Here is a 21,864-nt window from a genome sequence, read left to right as displayed (position 1 = left end):
TATTAATGCAATTTTACATTTCAGATACTTTTCTTTCGAGATCTAAAAGATTCACCATCTCCCGGTGAAGAGAATGTTGGCAGGGTGTTCTGTTTAATATTTTAGCTTTCGAGGATTTGGATAAAAAACAGCTATAAAAACCATTAATTTTGAGGGGATAATTGTCATCGGCTTTATTCTCTGATCTCGGTATTTTGTTTGGTGACAATTATCAGATCATAAATAAAGCCTTTTTTCTATCTAAAATAACCGGTTGGCGCTAAAGATCCTGTTTATGAGTAGGGTATAAGAGCTGTCAGGGTTTGGCCGGGGGCCATTGCTGGGCAGCATGGAGCACGCGCAGCACAACCACCGTACCGCTGTCGATGCGATAAACAATCACATAATTAGGCCGCACGACGATTTCACGTGTGCCGCGCACGCGGCCGGGGCGGTACAGTTTAGGCTGCTGCGCAACGAGTTCGATTTTAGTATCAAAGTCTGCGTCAAGCTCAAGCGCGGCATTGGGGTTGTTTTGTGAGATGTAATCAAAGATACACTCCCGATCTGCTTCCGCGATCTTTCGCCAAATGATTTTCATATGCGACCCTATACAATGCGTTTACGCAAGGCTTCACGTTTGGCGGCAAATTTGGCCTTGACATCAGCGTGAGGGATACCTCCGGGTTCGTCTATGGCTTGCTGCACCTGCTCACGAAACCACGCATCATATGCAGCCGCCTCGTGGGTACGCTTGAGCGCTTCGGCACGATCGGGCCTGCGAGAGGTCGAGGTATTGAGAGTGTCGGGGGTGTAGTTTGATGAATCCACGTCGAAGCGGGCAATGCCAATTTTTTTGAGGTAGGAAACCAGCGTCTCGAACTTGCGAAACAGCCGCACATTGCGGCTGCGCTGAGCTGCAAGTGGTCGCTCGTACATTCCATAACACACCATTACGGTCCAGCCACCTGGCTGGCCTACGATGTGCGCTCCTCTGACAGCTCCGGCTTCCACAAGATGGGAGAGTGTGCCGTGGTCGATAGTTTCAGCCATGTTGTTACCTCGCAATTTTTGAATATTTCACAATAGGTCTATTATAATTTATAGTGCAAATTATAGTAAATTGCAATGCTCTTAATTGTTACTTCACTCAAAAAGGGAAGGATGTAGCTTGAGGTGTTAAATAAAGTGAGTTTGATTTATACTGGAATGGGTGTTTTACCCTTCGTAAAGTTTTGTTTTAATCAGAAACCCGCACGTTGCCGCGTCGGGTTTCACTTTTTCTATTTCAAAATGAAAACCGTACTCCAGCTAGCTCATTAATTCTGGTGCCGGGATACCAACACTCAAATTGTGACTTTAGCTCGCCATTCAGAACGGCCGTCCGAGGAGAGCATTTAAATGATTGCCCCACAGTTTTTATGCTCTCAACTGAGTTGGTAATACGCCACATAACAATATTTCGTTTACCCGTGACTTGTTCAAATGAGCGTTATTATAATTGTGTACCCGAAAATAAATCATCGTCTCCATCATCAAAAATAGCAAAAAAGGATTCTGGTTTTATTTCACAGGATAGGACCTTTTCATCTCCATACTTATCTGTTCTATAAAAGCGATAATGAATAAACTGGTTATCCCATAATATAATCGATATGACGCGGCTTAATTAAATGTATTCTCATTCGCATAATATGATTGATAACCATTCTCTTTTTCACCCATCCCATCAGGCACGATGTATTGATTATTTAGTGAATTGAAAAATAGTATAAATTTAAAAAATATAACCGATCGCTATCGCATTGAATGACCCTCATGACAACAAAATAGATAAGTCGCTATCACCTTATGAAAATAAATACTATCTTTTTTGAGAAAAACATCATCTCGTTTAGGTTTTGTTAATATATTGTCTGTTGTTTATCCCATTTGGCGAGTTTTTTCTCTGATAAGCGCTAAACAAAAAGTGCTTTTTTTAAAAAAATATCTTGCTTTTTTAAAAGACAGTTTAGAAAATCACCCTGGTTAGGAAATGGCCTGTCCGATAAATATCTTTATTTATGGGGGTGGTCTTGTCGGTGTTCTCTTATTTTCTGCTCGGTTAACTGCCTGTCCTGAAATACCTGAAACCGGTTTTATCTTCCTGAAATTCATTATGGCCTGACTCAGGTTATAGAGTTCTTTTTTATTATTGAGGAGCCGCTTGTGGCACAGAGCTTTCAAAACGAAATCCCCAAAGCGCGGATTAATATTAAATTGGATTTACATACCGGGGGGGCACAGAAAAAAGTCGAGTTACCGCTGAAATTATTAGTGATGGGCGATTACAGCCATGGTCAGGAACAGCGTCCCCTTTCGGAAAGAGAAAAGGTGGATATAAACAAAAACAATTTTGACCGGGTATTGGCTGAATTTAGCCCCACGATGAATCTGACGATTGAAAATACCCTGGCCGGCGACGGAAGTGAGACGAATATCGCGCTGGCTTTCCGACAAATAAACGATTTCGAGCCGGAGCACGTCGCCCGCCAAATTCCCCCACTGCGGGCATTGCTGGCGATGCGTAATTTGTTACGCGACCTGAAATCTAACCTGCTCGACAATGCCACTTTTCGCCGGGAGTTAGAACATATCCTCCAGGATGACCTGCTGAGTGATGAATTACGGGCAGAACTGGCGGCGCTGGCCCCGCAGGCAGACTGATTATCAGCCTGTTTTCATAAACTTTAAGTCAGGAGAGACGAATGACGGTACAAGAGCAAACTACTGCGGCTGTGACTACCACAACCCACAGTGAAGGCGGGATTTATTCCGCGTTGTTTGAAAAAATTAATTTACAGCCGGTCGAACAACTGGGCGACATCGACCGCTTTCAAAACAACGATGCCCTGGCCGATGTGACGACGGATGAGCGCGTGACCGCGGCGGTCAGTGTTTTTCTGACGCTGCTGAAAGCATCGGCTCAAAAAGTTAAGCGGCTCGACAAAACCTTGTTGGATCATCATATCGGTGCGCTGGACAGTCAAATCAGTCGTCAACTGGATGTGGTGCTACATCACCCGGCATTCCAGCAAGTGGAATCGGCCTGGCGGGGCCTGAAATTTCTGGTTGATCGGACCGATTTTCGCCAAAACGTCAGAATTGAAGTGCTGGATGTGGCTAAGGCGGATTTGCAGCAGGATTTTGACGACGCGCCGGAAATTATCCAAAGCGGTTTCTATCGCCATACTTACATTCAGGAATACGATACACCGGGTGGCGAACCTGTCGGATCGGTGATTGCCAATTATGAATTTGGCGCAGGGGCGCAGGATATTGCCCTGTTACGGAACATTGCTAAAGTGGCTGCGGCGGCGCATATGCCCTTTATTGCCGCCGCCGGTCCGGCGTTCTTCGGCAAAGACACGATGGCGGAAGTCGCGGCCATTAAAGACATCGGTAACTACTTTGACCGGGCCGAATACATCAAGTGGAAATCCTTCCGTGACAGCGACGATGCCCGTTATATCGGCCTGACGTTACCGCGGGTGCTGGGGCGTCTGCCGTATGGCCCGGATACCGTGCCGGTGCGAACGTTTAATTATGTCGAACAGGTGAAAGGGCCGGATCACAACAAATATTTGTGGACCAATGCCGCGTTTGCGTTTGCAGCCAACATGATGAAAAGCTTTGTCAACAATGGCTGGTGTGTGCAGATCCGCGGGCCAAAGGCCGGTGGTGCGGTGACTGACTTGCCGATCCACCTCTACGATCTGGGGACCGGCAGTCAGGTTAAAATTCCCTCGGAAGTGATGATCCCGGAAACCCGCGAGTTTGAATTCGCTAATCTGGGCTTTATTCCGCTCTCTTACTACAAAAACCGCGATTACGCCTGTTTCTTTTCGGCTAACTCAACGCAGAAACCGGCGGTGTACGACACCGGTGAAGCCACGGCCAACAGCCGTATCAATGCCCGTCTGCCGTATATCTTCCTGCTGTCCCGCATTGCCCATTACCTGAAGCTGATTCAGCGGGAGAACATCGGCACCACCAAGGACCGGCGTCTGCTTGAAATTGAATTGAACCACTGGATCAACACGCTGGTGACGGAGATGACCGATCCGTCTGACGATTTGCAGGCCTCTCATCCGCTACGTGAAGCGCGGGTGATTGTTGAAGATATTGATGACAATCCGGGGTTCTTCCGGGTCAGGCTGTATGCGGTGCCGCATTTCCAGGTCGAAGGACTGGACGTCAATCTGTCTCTGGTTTCTCAGATGCCGAAAGCCAAAGGGTAAACCTCATGAAAATTTCACGCCCGCTCTGGATTGAGGACGCCTTTTTGACCCCTCAACAATTTCAGCAACAAGCGAACTGGGAAGCGCTGACCAACAATTGTATTGCACACCTGGGGTTGATCCATCCCTGGGGGGTGCTGGATATACAGTTTGATCAGGATGCCCTGCGCTTCAATCGGCTCAAAATTCAGCATCTTAGAGTCCGTTTACCGGACGGAACGTTGATTGACACGGATCATGCTGACAATCTGCCTGCGGCCTGTGATTTGCAGCACGTTGTGCCGGCGGATTTGCGAACGGTTGAGGTATTACTGGCATTACCGCTGGAACACGCCAACGGCGGGAATTGCCGTCAGCATAGTGAAGACGTCGCGCCGGGGCAACCGCCGCTGCGTTATCAACAGGAGTGGGTTGAAGTACAGGATAGGTACGGCAGTCTCTGTGAGTCCATGGCGGTTGAGCGTTACGCCTTTTCCCTGCGTTTTGAGCAGGATGAAAATGGGGCTTATCTGACCTGTCCGCTGGCGCGTCTGGTACGTGACGGGCAAGCAGGCTGGACGATGGATAACGACTTTATTCCTCCGTTGCTCTCTTTTGCTGCGCATCCGCCCCTGTTGGAACAGCTCGATCTCTTGCTGACTCAGCTACGGGCTAAGCGTACTCGTCTCATGGGGATGCGCCGTGAGAGTAATCAACGGATGGCCGATTTCGCCGTGGCTGATGTGTCGCTGTTCTGGCTGTTAAATGCGCTCAACAGTTATGAACCGGTGTTGAATGATTTTAAAGCGGCCCCGGCGTTGCATCCGGAGATCATCTACCGTGAGCTGGTCAAGCTGGCGGGTGCGTTGTTGACCTTCTCGTTGGATCATGATCTCGACGCGATCCCCCGTTATCAACACCGTCAGTTGAGTGCGGTTTTCCCGCCGCTGATGCAGCTTATCAGCACCCTGCTTGAAGCCAGCTTGCCATCCCGGGTCGTTGCCATTGAACTGGTGGTGGTGCGCGAGAATCAGTGGAAAGCCTCGTTTCATGATAGACGCCTGTGCGAAGAGGCCGATTTCTATCTCTCCGTGCGATCGTCGATACCGGCACACCAGTTGCAAACCCAGTTTCCGCAATTATGTAAAGTGGGGGCACCTGATGATATTGACCGGCTGATTAACCGCTCATTGAGCGGTGTGCCTTTGCGCCCGCTGAGCCATGTGCCGGCGGCCGTCCCGCTGCGGTTGGAAAACCAGTATTTTGCTTTCGATCTGAATAATCCGCAGGCTAAAGCCATGCTGGCGGCGGGGAGCTGTGCTTTCTACGTCCCGGGAACCTTGTCGGGTGTTCAGTTAGAACTGTTTGCGGTATTACGCTCATGAACAAAGTGATGTCAATTGACCCCCTGATACTCGATATCGGGATAGTGGTGATTGCGCTGAAAAACGGGGATAAGTCAGTGCAGGGTGAGGCGTTATATCAAAAAGGGATTGCATTGATAGAAACGACACAGCAGCAATTAAGAGACCATGAGGTGAGCGAAGATGACGTCACCCAGGTGATCTATGCCTTATGTGCTTTGCTGGATGAAACCGTCCTGAGCCGTCCTGACCGGGATGATGGGCATGAAACCTGGTCGAAGACGCTGTTGCAGACGCGATTTTTTAATACCCACCATGCCGGGGAGCGGCTGTTTGAACGTATCCGTCAGGTGCTGAATCAATCACACCCCTCCCCGTTGGTCCTGACGGGCTTCCAGCGCGTATTGGCATTGGGTTTTCAGGGCGGTGATAGCGTACAGATTGCCCAGGAACGCCAGTCCTTACTGGCGGCATTGACTGAACGTGCGGGGGAAATGGTGGTGCAGCCGCACCAGGCGATCCGAACCCATGCGCGCCGTCGTCAGGGGCGATTCTGGCGTTCACGCTCCCTGGGGTTCTGGGGGTGTCAGGCTGTGCTCGCGGTGGTTTTGATGTGGTGGGGTCTGCATCTCTATCTTCAGCAATGCCTGTCTGTTGGGTAAGGATAAGGAGAACACATTGAGTGGCGCATTAAGAAGAGCACTCTGGCTTTTGGCTGGCGTTTTGGCGGCGGTGCTGTGCCGGTTTTTCTTCCCGCTGAGCAAGGTATCGGTTGCCGTGTGGCTGGGGGTGATCCTGATGGTCACGATAATTGCCTGGTGGCAGACTGGCCGCGCTGTGCGGGAAATGTCCTGTCAGGACCGTGTGGGTCGTTTGCTGGCGGCACTGCCTGCGCCCTCATGGCGTCAGCCTGTGGTGCTGACTTGCGGGGAGAATGTGGCCAGCCTGTTTGCCGGAGAACTGCTGCGCGTCACGTCACAGGGCTGTTTTATCTGTGTACGGCGGCAAAGTGAGATGAGTGCGCTGGCGGAAGCGATTATGGCGGCCAGACCGGACTGGTCCCCTCAGATCAGTGTGTTATTAACCCTCTTCCCTGAACAGCAACGGGATCAGGCGGTTATGACGGCCCAGATCCGGGCGTTTCGTTATCAGGTGGCGAGTGTGGCCCAACTCACCGCTTGTCATACACCGGCGTTCATTGCGGGCTATCTTGATGGGGATATCAGCCCGTGGTTTGAATTGCAGGCAGGCCACCCGATGATGACGGTATGGAGTGAAAAACGTTCCGCCATCGGAATGAATACCTGGTTGACCGAAGGGGAGGCACAGCAACGCACCGACCGTTTACAACAGGCGGTTGCGGTTGCGGCCTGGCAACGTTGGATGGGGGAAAACGTGCTGAGCGAGTGCCAATCACCGGAGCAGGCCAGCCCGCCGTGTTATCCCCTCGCGATGGCATTGATGTTTTTGCCCCAAACCCCGCAGGTAAACAACCTGTGGACGAAATGGCTGATCGCCCGTACTACCTTACCCCGTATCAGCCACAGTACTGCGGGTGCGGTGAGTGTCTCGCCTTTTCCCGATGCCCTGCTGCGCTTGCTGCCACGTTATGGGGGGGATACACCGCGCCGGCGGGCGGTGGCTTGGGGGATGGGCTTGCTGACCGGGTTTGTTTGTCTGGCATTGACCGCCAGCGCCTGGAATAACTATCGCTTGTGGCGCCAAATATACAGTGACTTACAACAGTATCACGCGATGGGCATGAAAGAGGCTGGCGCTCGGAGGCAGGCTTACCATCAACTCAAGCTTAACGCGGCATTGCTGGAAAAATACCGTCGTGATGGCGAACCGGTGCGTTTGGGGTTGGGGCTTTACGTGGGCGATCAGCTTTATGCGCCACTGATGGCGGCTATCAACCGCACAGTGTTACCGGTATCACCGCCGGTTTTGCCGCAGAGAGATAAAACACGGCCGCAGACATTGAGCCTTAACAGTCTGTCACTGTTTGATGTTGGCCAGTCTCGCCTTAAGGCCGGATCGACCAAAGTATTAATCAACGCGCTGATCCACATCCGTGCTAAACCGGGCTGGCTGATTATGATCACCGGCCATACCGACTCTACCGGCGATGCCGCGAAAAATCAGGCGCTGTCACTGGCGCGGGCAGACGCGGTACGCGACTGGATCTTACACACCAGTGATATACCCCCCGCGTGTGTCGTCGTACAAGGCGAGGGCGCAACGCAGCCGATCGCCACCAATTCAACACCTGCGGGGCGTACAGCCAACCGCAGAGTTGAAATCCGTCTGGTACCGGGCGCCGTCGCCTGTCGGTGACGGCAACAAGTGCCAGGCTTTTTATCAACAACAACGTCGCCGGTGCAGGCGACATCACATAGCAACAACAGGAGTCCTATTATGGCGATCCCCGCTTATTTATGGTTGAAAGATGACGGCGGTGCCGACATCAAAGGGTCTGTCGATGTGCAGAACCGGGAAGGCAGCATTGAAATCGTGGCGCTGGAACATGCGCTGCATATTCCGACGGACAACAACACCGGCAAGTTGACCGGAACCCGCGTGCACGCGCCGCTCGTGTTCACCAAAGAAGTCGATGCATCCACCCCGTATTTGTATAAAGCGGTCACCTCCGGCCAGACCCTGAAATCGGCGGAAATCAAGTGGTACCAGATTGATGACGCCGGTCAGGAGAAAGAATATTTCACCACTAAACTGGACAACGTGAAGGTGGTGAAAGTGGCACCGCTGATGCATGACATCAAAGATCCGGCCAAAGAGAAGCACAACCATCTGGAACGTGTGGAGTTCCGCTACGAAAAAATTACCTGGACGTACAAGGACGGCAACATCATTCACTCCGATGCGTGGAATGAGCGCAATCAGGCGTAATGCCCTGACGGCGGCTATGCCGACGGGATAGCCGCCATTTAACCTAACAGGCGCGGCGTGATTGCGGCGCCTGTTCAATACAAAATCCGGTGGGAGACCCCACCAGACAACTTTTTACCCGGGAATGGGCACAGTTTGGGCAAGCAATCACGGAGGCGTCTCAGCCGTGCGGTCGCTATGGCGAAACGTGATCCCCTGCTTGAAGTGGCCTGACCTCATGATATGACCGGAACTTGATATGGATACAGTCTCTACTGCATTATTGCGTCGCTTAAATCCCTATTGTGCTCGGGCGTTGGACGCGGCGGCGGCGCTTTGCCAGACACGGGCACAGGCTGAGATCACGGTAGAACACTGGCTGCTCAAACTGTTTGAAACTGGTGAAGGCGATATGGTCGTGATTGCCCGGCGTTATGAATGGGCGATGGACGCGCTGTGGCAATCGCTGCTCACAACGATTGAGCGGCTGCCTCATCGCCTTCATCAGCGTCCACGGTTGTCGACAGCCCTGTGTCATTGGTTACAGGCGGCCTGGCTGATTGCGTCGCGGGAAGAAGATCCGGTATCTATTCGCTCAGTGCACCTGTTGCAGGCGCTGTGTAATCAGCCGGTGTGGTGGCGTGCTCAGGATACCTGGCCGTTACTCAGCCTGAGTGAGACCCAGCTGCAACGTCTGCGCCCGTTGCTGGATCAACAATCAGAGGAAAGTCCGGAAAGACAGGCCATGGCGGGTCTGACCGAGAGCGGCGCCGAATTTGCCGGAGCGGAAATGGGCACCGATGAATCAGCCCGACAGACCGCATCCTTACCCCCGGCATTACAGGGCGCTCTGGACCAATTCACGCAGGATATCACGGCCCGGGCGGCAGAGGGTCACATCGATCCGGTGTTTGGCCGTGACAGTGAAATCCGCCAGATGATCGACATTCTGTCGCGCCGGCGTAAAAACAACCCGATCCTGGTCGGTGAACCGGGAGTGGGAAAAACGGCTCTGGTGGAAGGATTGGCCCTGCGTATTGCCGAAGGCCATGTCCCCGCCAGCCTGAAAACCGTCAGCGTGCGGGCGCTGGATCTGGGGTTGTTGCAGGCGGGAGCCGGGGTAAAAGGCGAATTTGAACAGCGGCTGAAAAATGTGATGGCGGCGGTACAACAGTCACCGACCCCGATTTTACTGTTTATTGATGAAGCCCATACGCTGATTGGTACCGGTAATCAGGCGGGCGGCGTGGATGCCGCTAACCTGTTAAAACCGGCGCTGGCGCGGGGAACATTACGCACCCTTGCCGCCACTACCTGGTCGGAATACAAACAGTATTTTGAACGGGATGCGGCACTGGAACGGCGTTTCCAGATGATCAAAGTGGACGAGCCGGACGATGAAACCGCCTGCCTGATGCTGCGGGGCCTGAAAGCGCATTATGCCCGTCATCATGGTGTCCATATTCAGGACGCCGCGGTTAAAGCGGCGGTCACCTTATCCCGCCGTTACCTGACCGGGCGCCAGCTGCCGGATAAAGCGGTGGATCTGCTCGATACCGCCAGTGCGCGGGTGCGGATGAGTTTGGACACCGTACCGGAAGCATTGACGCTGCTCCGGGCTCAGTTGACTGCACTGGAGAGGGAGCAACAGGCGATAGCGGAAGATAGGGCGTTGGGGCAGCCTGCTTGTTCTGATCGTCTGGCCCAGATTGCGGCACGGCACGGTGAGCTGTGCCGGCAACAGCAACAACGGGAGGAACAATACCAACAGGAAAAACAGCTCACGCAACAGTTACTGGCTATTCGGCAGGACATCAGCCGGCAGGGGGAGTTAGCCGCATTACAACAGCGGCTGGCAGCCTGTCAACAGGGGCAACCGTTGCTATCACCGGATGTGGATGTGCGCACCGTAGCGACAGTGGTGGCCGACTGGACCGGTATTCCCTTAAGCAGTTTGCTGAAAGACGAACAAACCGACCTGTTGCATCTGGAGCAGCATTTAGCGGAACGGGTTATCGGTCAGGCTCCTGCGTTGCGGGCCATCGCCCAACGTCTCCGGGCGGCGAAAACTGGCCTGACCCCGGAACAGGGGCCGTTGGGGGTGTTTCTGCTGGTTGGGCCGAGCGGGGTCGGGAAAACCGAAACCGCGCTGGCCTTAGCGGATAGCCTGTTTGGTGGCGAGCGTTCACTGATCACCATTAACCTGTCGGAATACCAGGAGGCACACACGGTTTCCCAGTTGAAAGGTTCTCCCCCGGGGTATGTGGGTTACGGGCAGGGGGGTATCCTGACGGAAGCGGTACGCCAGCGTCCTTACAGTGTTGTGTTGTTGGATGAAGTGGAAAAAGCCCACCGTGACGTGCTGAACCTGTTCTATCAGGTGTTTGATCGCGGTTTTATGCGGGACGGTGAAGGGCGCGAGATTGATTTTCGTCACACGGTGATATTGATGACTGCCAACTTGGGCAGTGATCCGCTGATGGCGCTATTGGCCCAACAGCCCGATGCCCCGCCCGCGCTGTTACATGAGTTGTTACATCCCATTCTGCGCGACCACTTCCAGCCGGCCCTGCTGGCGCGTTTCCAGACCGTCATTTACCGTCCGTTATCGGCGGAGGCACTCAGGCGCATTGTGGACATCAAATTGGGGCAGGTCACCCGGCGTCTGCATACCCATTATGGCCTGACCTGCACGGTGGGAAGTGGCCTTTGTGACACATTGGTAAATGCCTGCCTGCTACCGGACAGTGGTGCCCGCAATATTGACAGCCTGCTCAGCCAGCAAATTTTACCGGTGTTATCGCAGGCGTTGTTGGAACGTCTGGCACACCATTATAAACCTGCCGAGGTGACGTTAGGTTTCGATCAGGAAGAGGGGATCACCCTCTCTTTCACCGAGCAAACTGCGGTATCTGATATCTGAGGAAAACGATTGATGGATAGAAAAATGCTTCGCGCCCGTCAGCGCCAGGCGGGTAAAGCCGCACTGCCAGGCCATGCCCGTTACCGGCTTGAAGTGCGGCGCTGTGACGCAGTGCTGGAGGTGTTCAGCTTCACCGGCGAAGAGCGCCTGTGCGCCCCTTATTGCTACACCATTGATTTCACCAGCCCGAACAGGGATATCGACCCGGCGGTGATGTTGAACAAACCGGCCACGTTTATCTTGCAGGCACCGGAAAACCGGGAACAGGTGCGTAAAGTACACGGCGTCATCACCCGGTTTAACCGGCTTGCCACCTCGGTGGATGAAACCCACTATCAGGTCTGTCTGGAGCCGCGTCTGGCGTTGCTGCACCATACCCGACGCTGTGCGATTTACCAGAACCAGTCAGTCCCGGAAACGGTGGAAAAGATCCTGCGTGACCGCCACGGTTTTCGGGGCCAGGATTTTCTGTTCACCCTGGTGCGGGAATATCCCCGGCGGGAACTGGGGGTGCAGTGGCAGGAGAGTGATCTGGATTTTATCCAGCGTATTTTAGCGGAAGTGGGGATTGGGTATCGCTTCGAGATGGACAGCCGTCTGGGGATTGACGTGGTGCGGTTTGGGGATAACCAGCGTAATTATCAGTACGACGTGCGTTTACCGTTACGTGACCCGGCGGGCATGAATCACAACGACCGTGATTCGGTGTGGGATTTGCATGTTGAACATCAGGTGGTCACGCAAAGGGTGAAGGTGCGGGACTACAACTACCGGGAAGCGGGCAATGACCTGCAATATCAGGTCAGCCAGGATCGGGATACTACCGTAGTCGGTGAAATTTACCGTTATGGCGATAACATTCTGGCACGGGGAGAACCGATCCAGCCCCAGCCGGAAACGGCAGGATTTTATGCCCGTTTGCATCACGAGCGCGATTTGTACCGGCAGCACCTGATCCGGGGTCAAAGCTCTTCCCCCATGTTAGTCCCCGGTTTAGTGCTGGAGCTTGAAGGGGAGAGACCGGCAGGGGTGGGAAAAGCGGGGGTACTGATTGTCTCCATGCGAAGCAGTGCCCGGCGTGACAGCAACTATCTGGTCAGTTTTAGCGGTATCCCTTACAGCGAAATCATGAGCTACCGGCCGGCACTGCGGGAACGACCGGTGATATCCGGCACGGTGCCGGCGCGGGTGACCAGCGACTGGCCGAACGATACCTACAGCCATATCGATAAAATGGGGCGTTACCGCATCAAGTTTGATTTTGATTTGGATGAATGGCCGCTGGGAGGCGAAAGCCTGTGGGTGCGTTTAGCCCGACCGTATGCCGGTAACACCTACGGCTTCCACTGGCCGCTGCTCCAGGGGACCGAAGTGGCGGTGGCGTTTGAACAGGGCAACCCCGACCGGCCTTATATCGCTCATGCGTTGCATGACTCGCGTCACGAAGATCATGTGACCCTCGACAACGCCAGACGTAATGTCCTGCGTACCCCGGCGAACAACAAATTGCGGATGGACGACGAACGCGGCAAAGAACATATCAAGCTGAGTACTGAATACGGCGGTAAGAGTCAGCTGAATCTGGGGCATCTGGTGGATGGACAGCGACCGCACCCCAATCAGCGCGGCGAAGGGTTTGAACTGCGCACCGACGACTGGGGGGCGATCCGGGCCGGGAAGGGGTTGTTTATCAGTGCCGATCAACAGACCAAAGCCTCGGGTCAGCAACTGGATATGTCGGCAGTGATAGAGCAATTAGAAACAGCCCTGTCTATCGCTAAATCCTTATCGAAGGCAGCTGAAATCGGCCAGGGTAAACCGGGGGACTCGGCAGGACAGGTAGTTCTTAACCAAGTGCTGGAAGGGTTGAAAAAGCCGGGGATCCTGATGCATGCACCACAAGGGATAGGGATTATCAGCCCTGAAACGGTCAGAGTGGCATCGGGTCACCACAGTGTTGGGGTGATAGCGGGGAAAAATGCTGATATCAGCGCATTAAAAGACATTACTGCTGTTGGTGGTGAGTCAGTGAGTCTGTTTGCGCAAAGGTCAGGCATGAAATTGTTTGCTCATCAGGGAAAGCTGGAGATACAGGCACAGGATGATGAACTGTCAGCGCTGGCTAAAAAGGATATTGACATAACTAGTGCTGAGGGAAAGGTCACGATCAATGCCAGTCGGGAAATCGTATTGTCCAGTGGCGGTGGTTATATTCGGATTAAAGACGGCAATATCGAATTAGGTTGCCCCGGCAACATATTACTGAAAGCAGCTAATGTGCAAAAGATAGGCGCTGAGAATATTAATGCCCCAGTGCCGGCTCTGCCCCGGGGTTTTAGTGGGTTTTTTACTTTGAAAGATCAGGATAGTGGGCAAGTTTTACCTCACAAGCGCTATCGCATTACCACAGCGGATGGGCAGGTGTTTGAAGGGGTGAGTGATGAAAACGGTAAAACAGTTGAAATTCATACTGCGACACCTGACAAGCTGAACATTGAACACTTTTAAATTCTTGAGAGGAAAATTGTATGGCCGTAACGACCGGAAAAACCGCTGTAAAACCGCAAAATACCGATGTGCACGTGAAGGCAGAGCCGGCACTTTATTTTCATCCTGACAGTGAAACCCTGATTTTTGTGGATAAGGAAGATATCCATGCACTGGAGGCGGAGCATAACCTGCTGAGTCTCTGTGTGGAACAGCGCATTGAGGCTGAATTGAAGTTAGAAGCGCTGACGGAACAGTGTACCCGGCAGACAATGGTGCCTGCTTACGGGCATGAAGTGCAGCTCAAAGCGGCTTATAACGAACTGAATGGTGCCTGCGACCGGTTGCATAATCAACTGACGACATTAAGTCCTCCGGAGTATTTGCCTAAAACCACGTTACTGGATGAAAACGCTAAAAAAAGTGCGATTGGTATCACTGAACTGATAGCAATGAACAAGGGCTATCAGGGCTACAAGTACACCTACGTCCGATCGGACAAAATCAAAAGCCACTGGCGGCGCTATAAGCTGAATGATCAGGACAAGAAAAGCGGTGGTAAAAGTTTCCTGCGGGAAGTGGCGTATACCGACAAAGAGGGCAACAGTCGCACCCGGATGGAGATTGACGGGAAGAAACTGGAAGAGCAAATCAGCAAACTGAAATCGTCATTAACCGTGGTAGATGTGAAGTTGATTGATGATCACAGTGGTGTTTGGGGGAAGTGGGCGCAAGACCTGAATAACAACCTGAAAATGTCACCATATGAGGGAGAGCATATTGCGTTTGATTCGCAATCACAACTGATGCGCTGGTCTTATGGTGCGGGAGCTAAAGTTTCACTGAATCCACTGGAAATCAGTAAAAAGGGGCTGAAAGGGCTGTTGGATGGGTCAGGGAAGGTTAATTTCTATGCCAATTTTGCGCTGGCGGAATCGCGAACAAGGGCAACATTGCATCTGCCAGACAGAACCGGGGTGAAACTGTGCTATCCACGCAAGGATGGCAGTGAAGGGGTGCTGGGTATATGGCGGTTTGATTTGACGCTGACGTTATCGGGCAGCGTGGGGGCCAGTCTGGGGATTGAGGCGGGAGTGAACCTGAAAGGTAATGTAGCGAAAGGGATGCCGACCAAGATGGCGCTGGATAGCAACGGTATACCGGGTCGTCGCAAGGTAGATGTATCTAAGATGCTGGAGGATTCGGATAGCGGCGGGGAGTTGAGTGTGTTTGTTGGGGCAGAGTGCAGCGCCAATGTTAGTGGTGGTTTGATGTGGAAAAACCCGGAAAAAAATCCAATGGAATTTCGGCCGCTGGCGAAAGTGAGTGTGGGTTTTACGGGACAGGCTGGTGTGGGTTTCAGCAGAATGGTGATGTTCAGCTACCTGAATGGCCACATTCGAGTAGTCGCCAAAGGTGGGGTGTGCTGGGGGATCGGCGGCAAAGGATCTGTCGGTTTTGATATTGATGGCGAGGCGATATGGGAAGAGTTTATACCGTGCTTGTCCTATATGTTGCGCAATATGGATTATACGAAGATATTGGAGTTGATGACTGAGGAGCATTATTACGCGTTTTGTATGATGCCACTATTAAAACTGGGAGAGTACGCGCTTACTGAAAGCGTGGATGGTTTAGTTTCTGCTCTAAACCAATCCTGGGAGGATAAGGAAAAACGGGTGGCACTGATGGAGAAGATTAATGCCAGTCAGGGGGATGTGCTGAAATATGCTCCGCCGGAAACCCGAGGTGCAGTGATTGCGGCGTTGATTGAAATTAACTTCTGGGATGAGGTGGCTAGTCCAGCCAGTCACCGTGCATTAAAAGGGGAAGCTATGACGGTGTTCAGTGCTCGTAAGCGGGCAGTGCTGGCTGTGCTGAAATGGGTGCAGTCAAAAAGCGACTACGAAAATGTGATGCAGCGCCTGTACAAAATACCGGGTGAAGGAAAAGGTGACTGGAAGAAAGGCGAAGAAGAAGTGATTGCCTTTTTAGGTCGGGGTGAAGCACCACAAATTTATGGGCGTAGTGATAATTTTGTTCCCTTGGCTGCCAAAGTCACTATTGAGCCAAGTCATTATGCAAAAAATTTGAAAGACATTTATGACTGGCTGCCTACCAGCGAGGAAGTGGTTAAAAGCTTGAATGAACCTTTGAAACCGGTAAATGCAGAGTTGTTTAAAAGTATTACACAGGTGGTTGTTGAACAGCATCGTTATGTAAGGATATTTAAATGATGAAACGAATAAAGTGTTATCCCATGCTAGTCGGTTTGGTGTTACTCATACTGGCGGGCTGCAAAGATGAAAAGAAAATTCAGGCAGAACAGCAGTCTTTGGTAAAAGAAGTGCTGGCGGAGATGGTGCCAGTGGCCGGCGGCAGTTTTATGATGGGGGATTTTGGTCCTCGGGTGGCGGAGCACCTGCCTTACAGCTTTGATTTGGATAATAAGCCAGAACATAAGGTAACTCTGGATAGTTTTAGTATCTCGAAATACCGGGTGACTTGGACTCAGTTTAACCGTTACCGGGCGATGCTTGGGTTACCAGAGAATAATTTTTATCAACACTTTAAAAAGGTTGGGAAAGAATACGAATCTTATCAAGCTCTGCTGGGAGAAAAATATCCGGCTTCGGTGTACTGGCAGGAGGCTAAGGACTTTTGCCAGTGGTTGGGTAAAGTGAGTGGTGAGAAAGTCGATTTACCGACGGAGGCACAATGGGAGTATGCAGCCCGTAGCCGTGGTCAGTTATTTATTTTTGCCAACAATAATAATGTGTATGAACCGAATAAAAATTTTACGGGGGATATTCGCCCGGTTGGGTCTTATCCTCCGAATCCGTTAGGGCTGTACGATATGATGGGGAATGGACAGGATTGGGTGAATGATTGGTATGCCGCAGACTATTATCAGCACTCACCAGAACATAATCCGCGAGGCCCTGAAAAGGGAAAAGAAAAAGTATTGAGAGGCTCTGTTGGACAGATTGACCAAAAAAATCTGGTGATTAATCGCTATAAGATAGCGTTGGATTATTTTGAAAAACCAAAAAGTAACCCACCTGGATACGGTTTTCGCTGTGTAGTCAATTTACCTGAAACAGAGAATTCAACTGTAGATTTGAATAATTCCCGCCACAACAAGGAAATATTGAAATGATAAAACGAACGACATGTTATCTCATGCTGGTCGGACTGGCATTGCTGACATTGGCGGGCTGCAAAGATAAAAAGAAAATTCAGGCAGAGCAGCAGGCTTTGGTGAAAGAAGCGTTGGTGGAAATGGTGCCAGTGGAAGGTGGCAGTTTTATGATGGGGGATTTTGGTCCTCGGGTGGCGGAGCACCTGCCTTACAGCTTTGATTTGGATAATAAGCCAGAACATAAGGTAACGCTGGATAGTTTTAGTATCTCAAAATACCGAGTGACCTGGGGGCAGTTTAACCGTTATCTGGCTATTTTGGGGTTGCCAAAAACTGCAACATACAATTATCTGAAAGGAGCAATAGATGTTGCGTATTTCGTTCAGAGTACTGGGGATAACTATCCAGCTTCAGTGGACTGGCAGCAGGCTAAAGACTATTGCCAGTGGATAGGAAAAATGAGTAGTCAGAGGGTAGATTTACCCACAGAAGCGGAGTGGGAGTACGCGGCACGGAGTCGGGGCCAGTTATTTATTTTTGCTAATAATAACAATGTGTATGAGCTGGGGAAAAATTTTGCGGGTGATATTAGCCCAGTGGGTTCTTATCCTCCTAATCCACTGGGACTGTATGACATGATGGGTAATAGACGAGATTGGGTTAATGATTGGTATGCCGCAGATTATTACCAGCATTCACCAGAACATAATCCACAAGGTCCTAAAAAGGGAGATAAAAAAGTATTAAGAGGGTCTGTCGGAAGTAGTGATCAAGAAAACTTGGTGATTAATCGCTATAGCTATCATCTTGGTGAAAAGGTTTATCCACCGGGTTTTGGCTTCCGCTGTGTAGTCAATTTACCTGAAACAAAGAATTCAACTGTAGATTTGAAGAATTTCCGCAACAACAAGGAAATATTGAAATGATAAAACGAACGACATGTTATCTCATTCTGGTCGGACTGGCATTGCTGACATTGGCAGGTTGCAAAGATAAAAAGAAAATTCAGGCAGAACAGCAGGCGTTGGTAAAAGAGGTTTTGGCGGAAATGGTACCAGTGGCCGGAGGCAGCTTTATGATGGGGGATTTTGTCATGCGCGACGGTGACAACCTGTTTTACAACTCAGATATAGATAATAAATATGAACATAAAGTAACACTGAACAGTTTTAGCATTGCTAAATATAAGGTGACTTGGGGGCAATTTAATCGCTACCGAGAGATTCTGGATCTGCCGAAAACGGCAACGTATAACAAACTGAAACAAGATAGGATTTCTCAGTATTTTGTCGAGAGTACAGGTGATAACTATCCGGCTTCAGTAGACTGGCAGGATGCTAAAGATTATTGCCAGTGGCTGGGCAAAGTAAGCGGTAAGAGGGGAGATTTGCCGACAGAGGCGCAATGGGAGTATGCGGCGCGCAGTCGAGGTCAATTATTTATCTTTGCTAGCAGTGATAACTATTACGATGAAGAAAAGGGGTTCTCTTCAAGTGATAGCCCGGTGGGATCTTTTCCACCGAATCCTCTGGGGTTGTACGACATGATGGGTAATGGCACTGACTGGATCAATGATTGGTATGCCGAAGACTATTATCAGCGTTCACCAGAGCATAACCCACAAGGGCCTGAGCATGGTGATAAAAAGGTTGTGAGAGGCTATGTCGGACTAGGTGTTGGGGGGGTACTGAATAGCACAACGGTGGCAAGAAATAGTGTGTCATTAAAAAAAGATAAAGTTAATTCTCCAGGCTATGGTTTCCGTTGTGTGATTAATCAACCGGTAGTTAAAAATTCAACTCTGGATTTGGAAAGTATCCGCGATAATAAAGAAGCGCGGGTTGAACTAATGGAAAAAATCAATGCGAGTCAGGGAGATGTATTAAAGTCTGTGTCACTGGAAACCAAGGGGGAGGTCATTGCGGTTCTGATTGATACTAATCTCTGGGATGGCGTTGCAAATCCGGTGAAACACGACGCGCAGAAGTGTGGTAAAGGGACAATACTTGATGCGCGTAAGCGAGCAGTGCTGGCGGCGTTAAAATGGGTGCAGTCAAAGCGCGACTACGAGGATGTGATGCAACATATGGAGATAGTACCGACCATTGATAGGCAGGTGAGTTGGCCGACTAATGAAGCAAAAGTGATTGCCTTTTTAAGCCAAGGTGAAGCGCCGAAAAATTACGGGCGCAGTGATAATTTTATTCCTTTTGCCGCTAAGGTCACCATTCAGCCGAGCCATTATGTTGAAAATTTACGAGGCATTTATCGCTCATTGCCTGCTGTTCAGGCAAACATCAATGAACCATTGAAACCGGTGAATGTGGCGTTATTAAGTAGCTGCACACAAGTGACCGTAGAGCAACATGGCTGGCAGAAGGTAAATGTGGTGGCGCATTGAATTATTGGATTATGTTTTTTGCTGTGTGAGCAAATTATTTTGAAACTAAAAATGCAACTTTGGGTCTAAAAGTTTCTGGTAATAAATGTCAGCGACTGGATAACTTGCTTCTCAGAAAGAATAAGTTTGGACATCAGATTATGCGAAGTCGTGATTCTGACGATGATTTCTAGTTTATCATCGGAACTAATTTTAACTAATGAAAAGGTATTAAAGAGATGAAAATCAAAAAAGAGTGGAGTTTGTCTAATAGCGATGCTATTACGGATATGCCCTCCCTGTCTGAAAAGCGTAGCTGGGTGGTGAGGAAATGGAAATGGCTTATTCTTGGTCTTCTTCCTTTATTTGTCGTGGGCGTGTTCACTCTTGTCATGGGTTCAATGAAATCCTCAGAACCCTATGAAAAAGCATTATCACTGGCGCAATCTAATCCTGTTGTGAAGCATATTCTCGGGCAGCCGATTGAGGTGGGTTGGTTTATTTCCGGCAGTATCAGCAATAGTAGCGCAGGGTTGGAAATACCCATTAAGGGAAGTAAATCAAGCGGAACAATATATGTTGATGCTGACAAGTATTCAGGACATTGGCGATATAAAACAATGGCTGTTCAGCCCGATCAAGGGGGTGAATTGATTAACCTGCTGAGTCCCAATGTGAAGTAATCATACTGGTTCTGTGTGAATAATCTTAATATGTGAAATTAATTATTTGTTGACAATGGATGGCTCCCTGAGGTAAATATTATTTCCTTTTATAGTTTGATTAATTCTTTCATTCTCCAGATATTCTATAATATTATCTGGACGTAATGAGATTTATTATCAAAAGAGAAAGCCATAAGATGTAGAGTTAATGGTATTGGATTCTATGTAATTAAATATCATTCTCTCCTATGGTGGTTGCCAGGTTATCTATCTAAATGTAGCAAAGGTTTTTGTAGGGTAAAAATATGGGCTGGAATAAACCCGTGATAGCAATACAGCAAAAGCCTGTTTCGCCGGTATTATGGCGTTGGCTTGTCTCATTCATTGCGATTATTTGCGTCTGTATTGCCTGCTATCTGTTATGGTCTGAATTTCTCAGGCAGCAGCAAGGGTGGATGATCCTGGGTGCTGTGGGCCTGATATGGCTGACCGCATTTGGGCTTCGATTATCTCTCTTTGGTTACCGGCTGGAGATGTATCGTCTTTGGCATCAAGAGAATCAATATATCGAGAAAGAATGGCAATCCTGGGCGGATCGGTATATGTCGGTATTATACAGTAGCGTATTTTTGCCGGAGAAAATAACGGCGGCGACTATCATGCAAGAAGAATCGAAAATTGCAGTTCAATATGGCATAGGGAAAATCATCGATTACTTTTCATGGTCAGAAAATAAATGGCAGGACTCAGTAAAGATATTGTTACATAGTGTAGAAAATGCTATTTCTGAACTGCTGCCTGACAGGCCAATCTATACAACGGTTATCACCAATTGCCCTGAGCAGAAATATGAAGAGCTAGAAATGATATTGCAACAAAATTGGCAATCGATTTTTCCTTCACGTAAGCCATTGTCTCAATTAAATCTAGTGCCTTATTTGTCGGCAATGCATATTGAACATTGGTTAAAAGATCCTGCCAGTGAAGTGCAATTGCTAATATTGCTGCAAATTGAAAGTGCCGGACAGTTTTCAGAAGGTTTGGGGGTATTTCTGATGGCAACAGATGATTTGGTGAAAAAATTTGATTTGGTTGAAAAAGCCAGAATTTATCGACCAATGGAAATTAATTCAGAGGAATTCGAGCGAGAATTCGGAATATTTATCAATACCCAATTATCTGCGAAATCGGCGACAGGAATGATAGGGGATGATAACGGTATATATACCTATTCTTCAAAAATAATGTCAGTGATCCAAGATAATCATGCAGCATTAAAACTTGAGCAAATTAAAAATGTTGAAAAGTTTATTGGTGTGCCAGGTCAAGGCGCTTATTGGTTGGCGGCTGGGTTAGCAATTGATCTGTCTCAATATAATTCAGGGGGTTATTTAGTTTTGTCAAAAAATGAAGATAACTGGGTGATAAATACCGTTCAGGCATTGGAGGAACAATGGAAATAATCGATAATAAATGGACCAAAGCCGGTAATGCCGTGTTATTTATCGTCATTGCTGCCGTGCTGGCATTTTTTATCTGGTTTTATGGTGAGAAAGTCGGATTGAATGAAAATGATAAGAAAGTATTTGCCTGGGGATTATCTGTTTTGATTTTTGGCGTATTTCGTCTTTTGCCGATAATCGCCGGGATTTATCGGCAGGAACATATAAGAAGAAAAATCGAACAGGAAGGATTACATCCGGCCAGAGAAAAGCGTTTAAAAATTCATTCATCTGAAGATGAGAATGTGGAAATTATCAGTTTTCATCTCAATCG

Annotated in this window: 18 protein-coding genes; 16 read left to right on the top strand and 2 right to left on the bottom strand. The window is 49.7% G+C overall.

What is annotated here, in order from left to right; all coding sequences use genetic code 11:
• Window positions 1–295: 295 nt before the first annotated feature.
• Both ACGF63_RS01315 and ACGF63_RS01310 read right to left on the bottom strand, forming a co-directional pair.
• A complete protein-coding gene (locus ACGF63_RS01315) occupies window positions 296–580 on the bottom strand; it encodes a type II toxin-antitoxin system RelE/ParE family toxin (RefSeq protein ID WP_132354564.1) in 285 nt (94 codons plus the stop codon).
• Window positions 581–588: 8 nt separating this feature from the next.
• Window positions 589–1,032, bottom strand: a complete 444-nt coding sequence (locus ACGF63_RS01310) for a hypothetical protein (protein WP_387628351.1) — start codon at window positions 1,030–1,032, stop codon at window positions 589–591.
• 1,155 nt (window positions 1,033–2,187) lie between these two features.
• Here ACGF63_RS01310 and tssB point away from each other — a divergent pair.
• From tssB to ACGF63_RS01230, 16 genes are all read left to right on the top strand, one after another.
• Window positions 2,188–2,685 carry a type VI secretion system contractile sheath small subunit gene (gene tssB, locus ACGF63_RS01305; RefSeq protein WP_387628349.1) on the top strand — a complete coding sequence of 166 codons (498 nt, stop codon included), beginning with the start codon at window positions 2,188–2,190 and terminating at the stop codon, window positions 2,683–2,685.
• 41 nt (window positions 2,686–2,726) lie between these two features.
• The gene (tssC, locus tag ACGF63_RS01300) at window positions 2,727–4,259 is read left to right on the top strand and encodes a type VI secretion system contractile sheath large subunit (RefSeq protein WP_036847102.1); all 1,533 of its coding nucleotides are present in this window, start codon (window positions 2,727–2,729) and stop codon (window positions 4,257–4,259) included.
• A 5-nt stretch (window positions 4,260–4,264) separates the two neighbouring features.
• Window positions 4,265–5,623, top strand: a complete 1,359-nt coding sequence (gene tssK, locus ACGF63_RS01295; RefSeq protein ID WP_036847103.1) for a type VI secretion system baseplate subunit TssK — start codon at window positions 4,265–4,267, stop codon at window positions 5,621–5,623.
• An 8-nt stretch (window positions 5,624–5,631) separates the two neighbouring features.
• Complete coding sequence (tssL, locus tag ACGF63_RS01290) at window positions 5,632–6,264, top strand: type VI secretion system protein TssL, short form (RefSeq protein ID WP_239002284.1); 633 nt, start codon at window positions 5,632–5,634, stop codon at window positions 6,262–6,264.
• Window positions 6,265–6,280: 16 nt separating this feature from the next.
• A complete protein-coding gene (locus tag ACGF63_RS01285) occupies window positions 6,281–7,939 on the top strand; it encodes an OmpA family protein (protein WP_387628344.1) in 1,659 nt (552 codons plus the stop codon).
• An 81-nt stretch (window positions 7,940–8,020) separates the two neighbouring features.
• A complete protein-coding gene (locus ACGF63_RS01280; RefSeq protein WP_036847109.1) occupies window positions 8,021–8,512 on the top strand; it encodes an Hcp family type VI secretion system effector in 492 nt (163 codons plus the stop codon).
• Window positions 8,513–8,569: 57 nt separating this feature from the next.
• A complete protein-coding gene (locus tag ACGF63_RS01275) occupies window positions 8,570–8,725 on the top strand; it encodes a hypothetical protein (RefSeq protein WP_387628341.1) in 156 nt (51 codons plus the stop codon).
• A gap of 25 nt (window positions 8,726–8,750) precedes the next feature.
• Window positions 8,751–11,414 (top strand): type VI secretion system ATPase TssH, encoded by a 2,664-nt coding sequence (gene tssH / locus ACGF63_RS01270; RefSeq protein ID WP_387628338.1) that lies wholly within the window; start codon window positions 8,751–8,753, stop codon window positions 11,412–11,414.
• 12 nt (window positions 11,415–11,426) lie between these two features.
• Window positions 11,427–13,922, top strand: coding sequence for a type VI secretion system Vgr family protein (locus ACGF63_RS01265; protein ID WP_387628335.1), 2,496 nt, complete (start codon window positions 11,427–11,429; stop codon window positions 13,920–13,922).
• Window positions 13,923–13,942: 20 nt separating this feature from the next.
• On the top strand, window positions 13,943–16,138 hold the full coding sequence (locus ACGF63_RS01260) for a hypothetical protein (RefSeq protein WP_387628331.1): 2,196 nt from the start codon (window positions 13,943–13,945) through the stop codon (window positions 16,136–16,138).
• The gene (locus ACGF63_RS01255) at window positions 16,135–17,061 is read left to right on the top strand and encodes a formylglycine-generating enzyme family protein (protein ID WP_387628329.1); all 927 of its coding nucleotides are present in this window, start codon (window positions 16,135–16,137) and stop codon (window positions 17,059–17,061) included. The genes ACGF63_RS01260 and ACGF63_RS01255 overlap by 4 nt, the downstream gene beginning before the upstream one ends.
• Window positions 17,058–17,969, top strand: a complete 912-nt coding sequence (locus tag ACGF63_RS01250; protein ID WP_387628326.1) for a formylglycine-generating enzyme family protein — start codon at window positions 17,058–17,060, stop codon at window positions 17,967–17,969. The genes ACGF63_RS01255 and ACGF63_RS01250 overlap by 4 nt, the downstream gene beginning before the upstream one ends.
• A complete protein-coding gene (locus ACGF63_RS01245; RefSeq protein ID WP_387628323.1) occupies window positions 17,966–19,444 on the top strand; it encodes a formylglycine-generating enzyme family protein in 1,479 nt (492 codons plus the stop codon). The genes ACGF63_RS01250 and ACGF63_RS01245 overlap by 4 nt, the downstream gene beginning before the upstream one ends.
• 218 nt (window positions 19,445–19,662) lie before the next feature.
• Window positions 19,663–20,106 carry a cytochrome c oxidase assembly factor Coa1 family protein gene (locus ACGF63_RS01240; RefSeq protein WP_387628320.1) on the top strand — a complete coding sequence of 148 codons (444 nt, stop codon included), beginning with the start codon at window positions 19,663–19,665 and terminating at the stop codon, window positions 20,104–20,106.
• 287 nt (window positions 20,107–20,393) lie between these two features.
• Window positions 20,394–21,551 carry a hypothetical protein gene (locus ACGF63_RS01235; RefSeq protein ID WP_387628317.1) on the top strand — a complete coding sequence of 386 codons (1,158 nt, stop codon included), beginning with the start codon at window positions 20,394–20,396 and terminating at the stop codon, window positions 21,549–21,551.
• On the top strand, window positions 21,542–21,864 hold a 323-nt coding region (locus ACGF63_RS01230; RefSeq protein ID WP_387628315.1), incomplete at its 3' end, for a hypothetical protein. The genes ACGF63_RS01235 and ACGF63_RS01230, both read left to right, overlap by 10 nt.

Source organism: Photorhabdus sp. RM322S, from assembly GCF_042879395.1.
GTDB classification, from domain to species: Bacteria; Pseudomonadota; Gammaproteobacteria; order Enterobacterales; family Enterobacteriaceae; genus Photorhabdus; species Photorhabdus khanii.
This window is presented reverse-complemented; position numbering and strand designations above follow the sequence as displayed.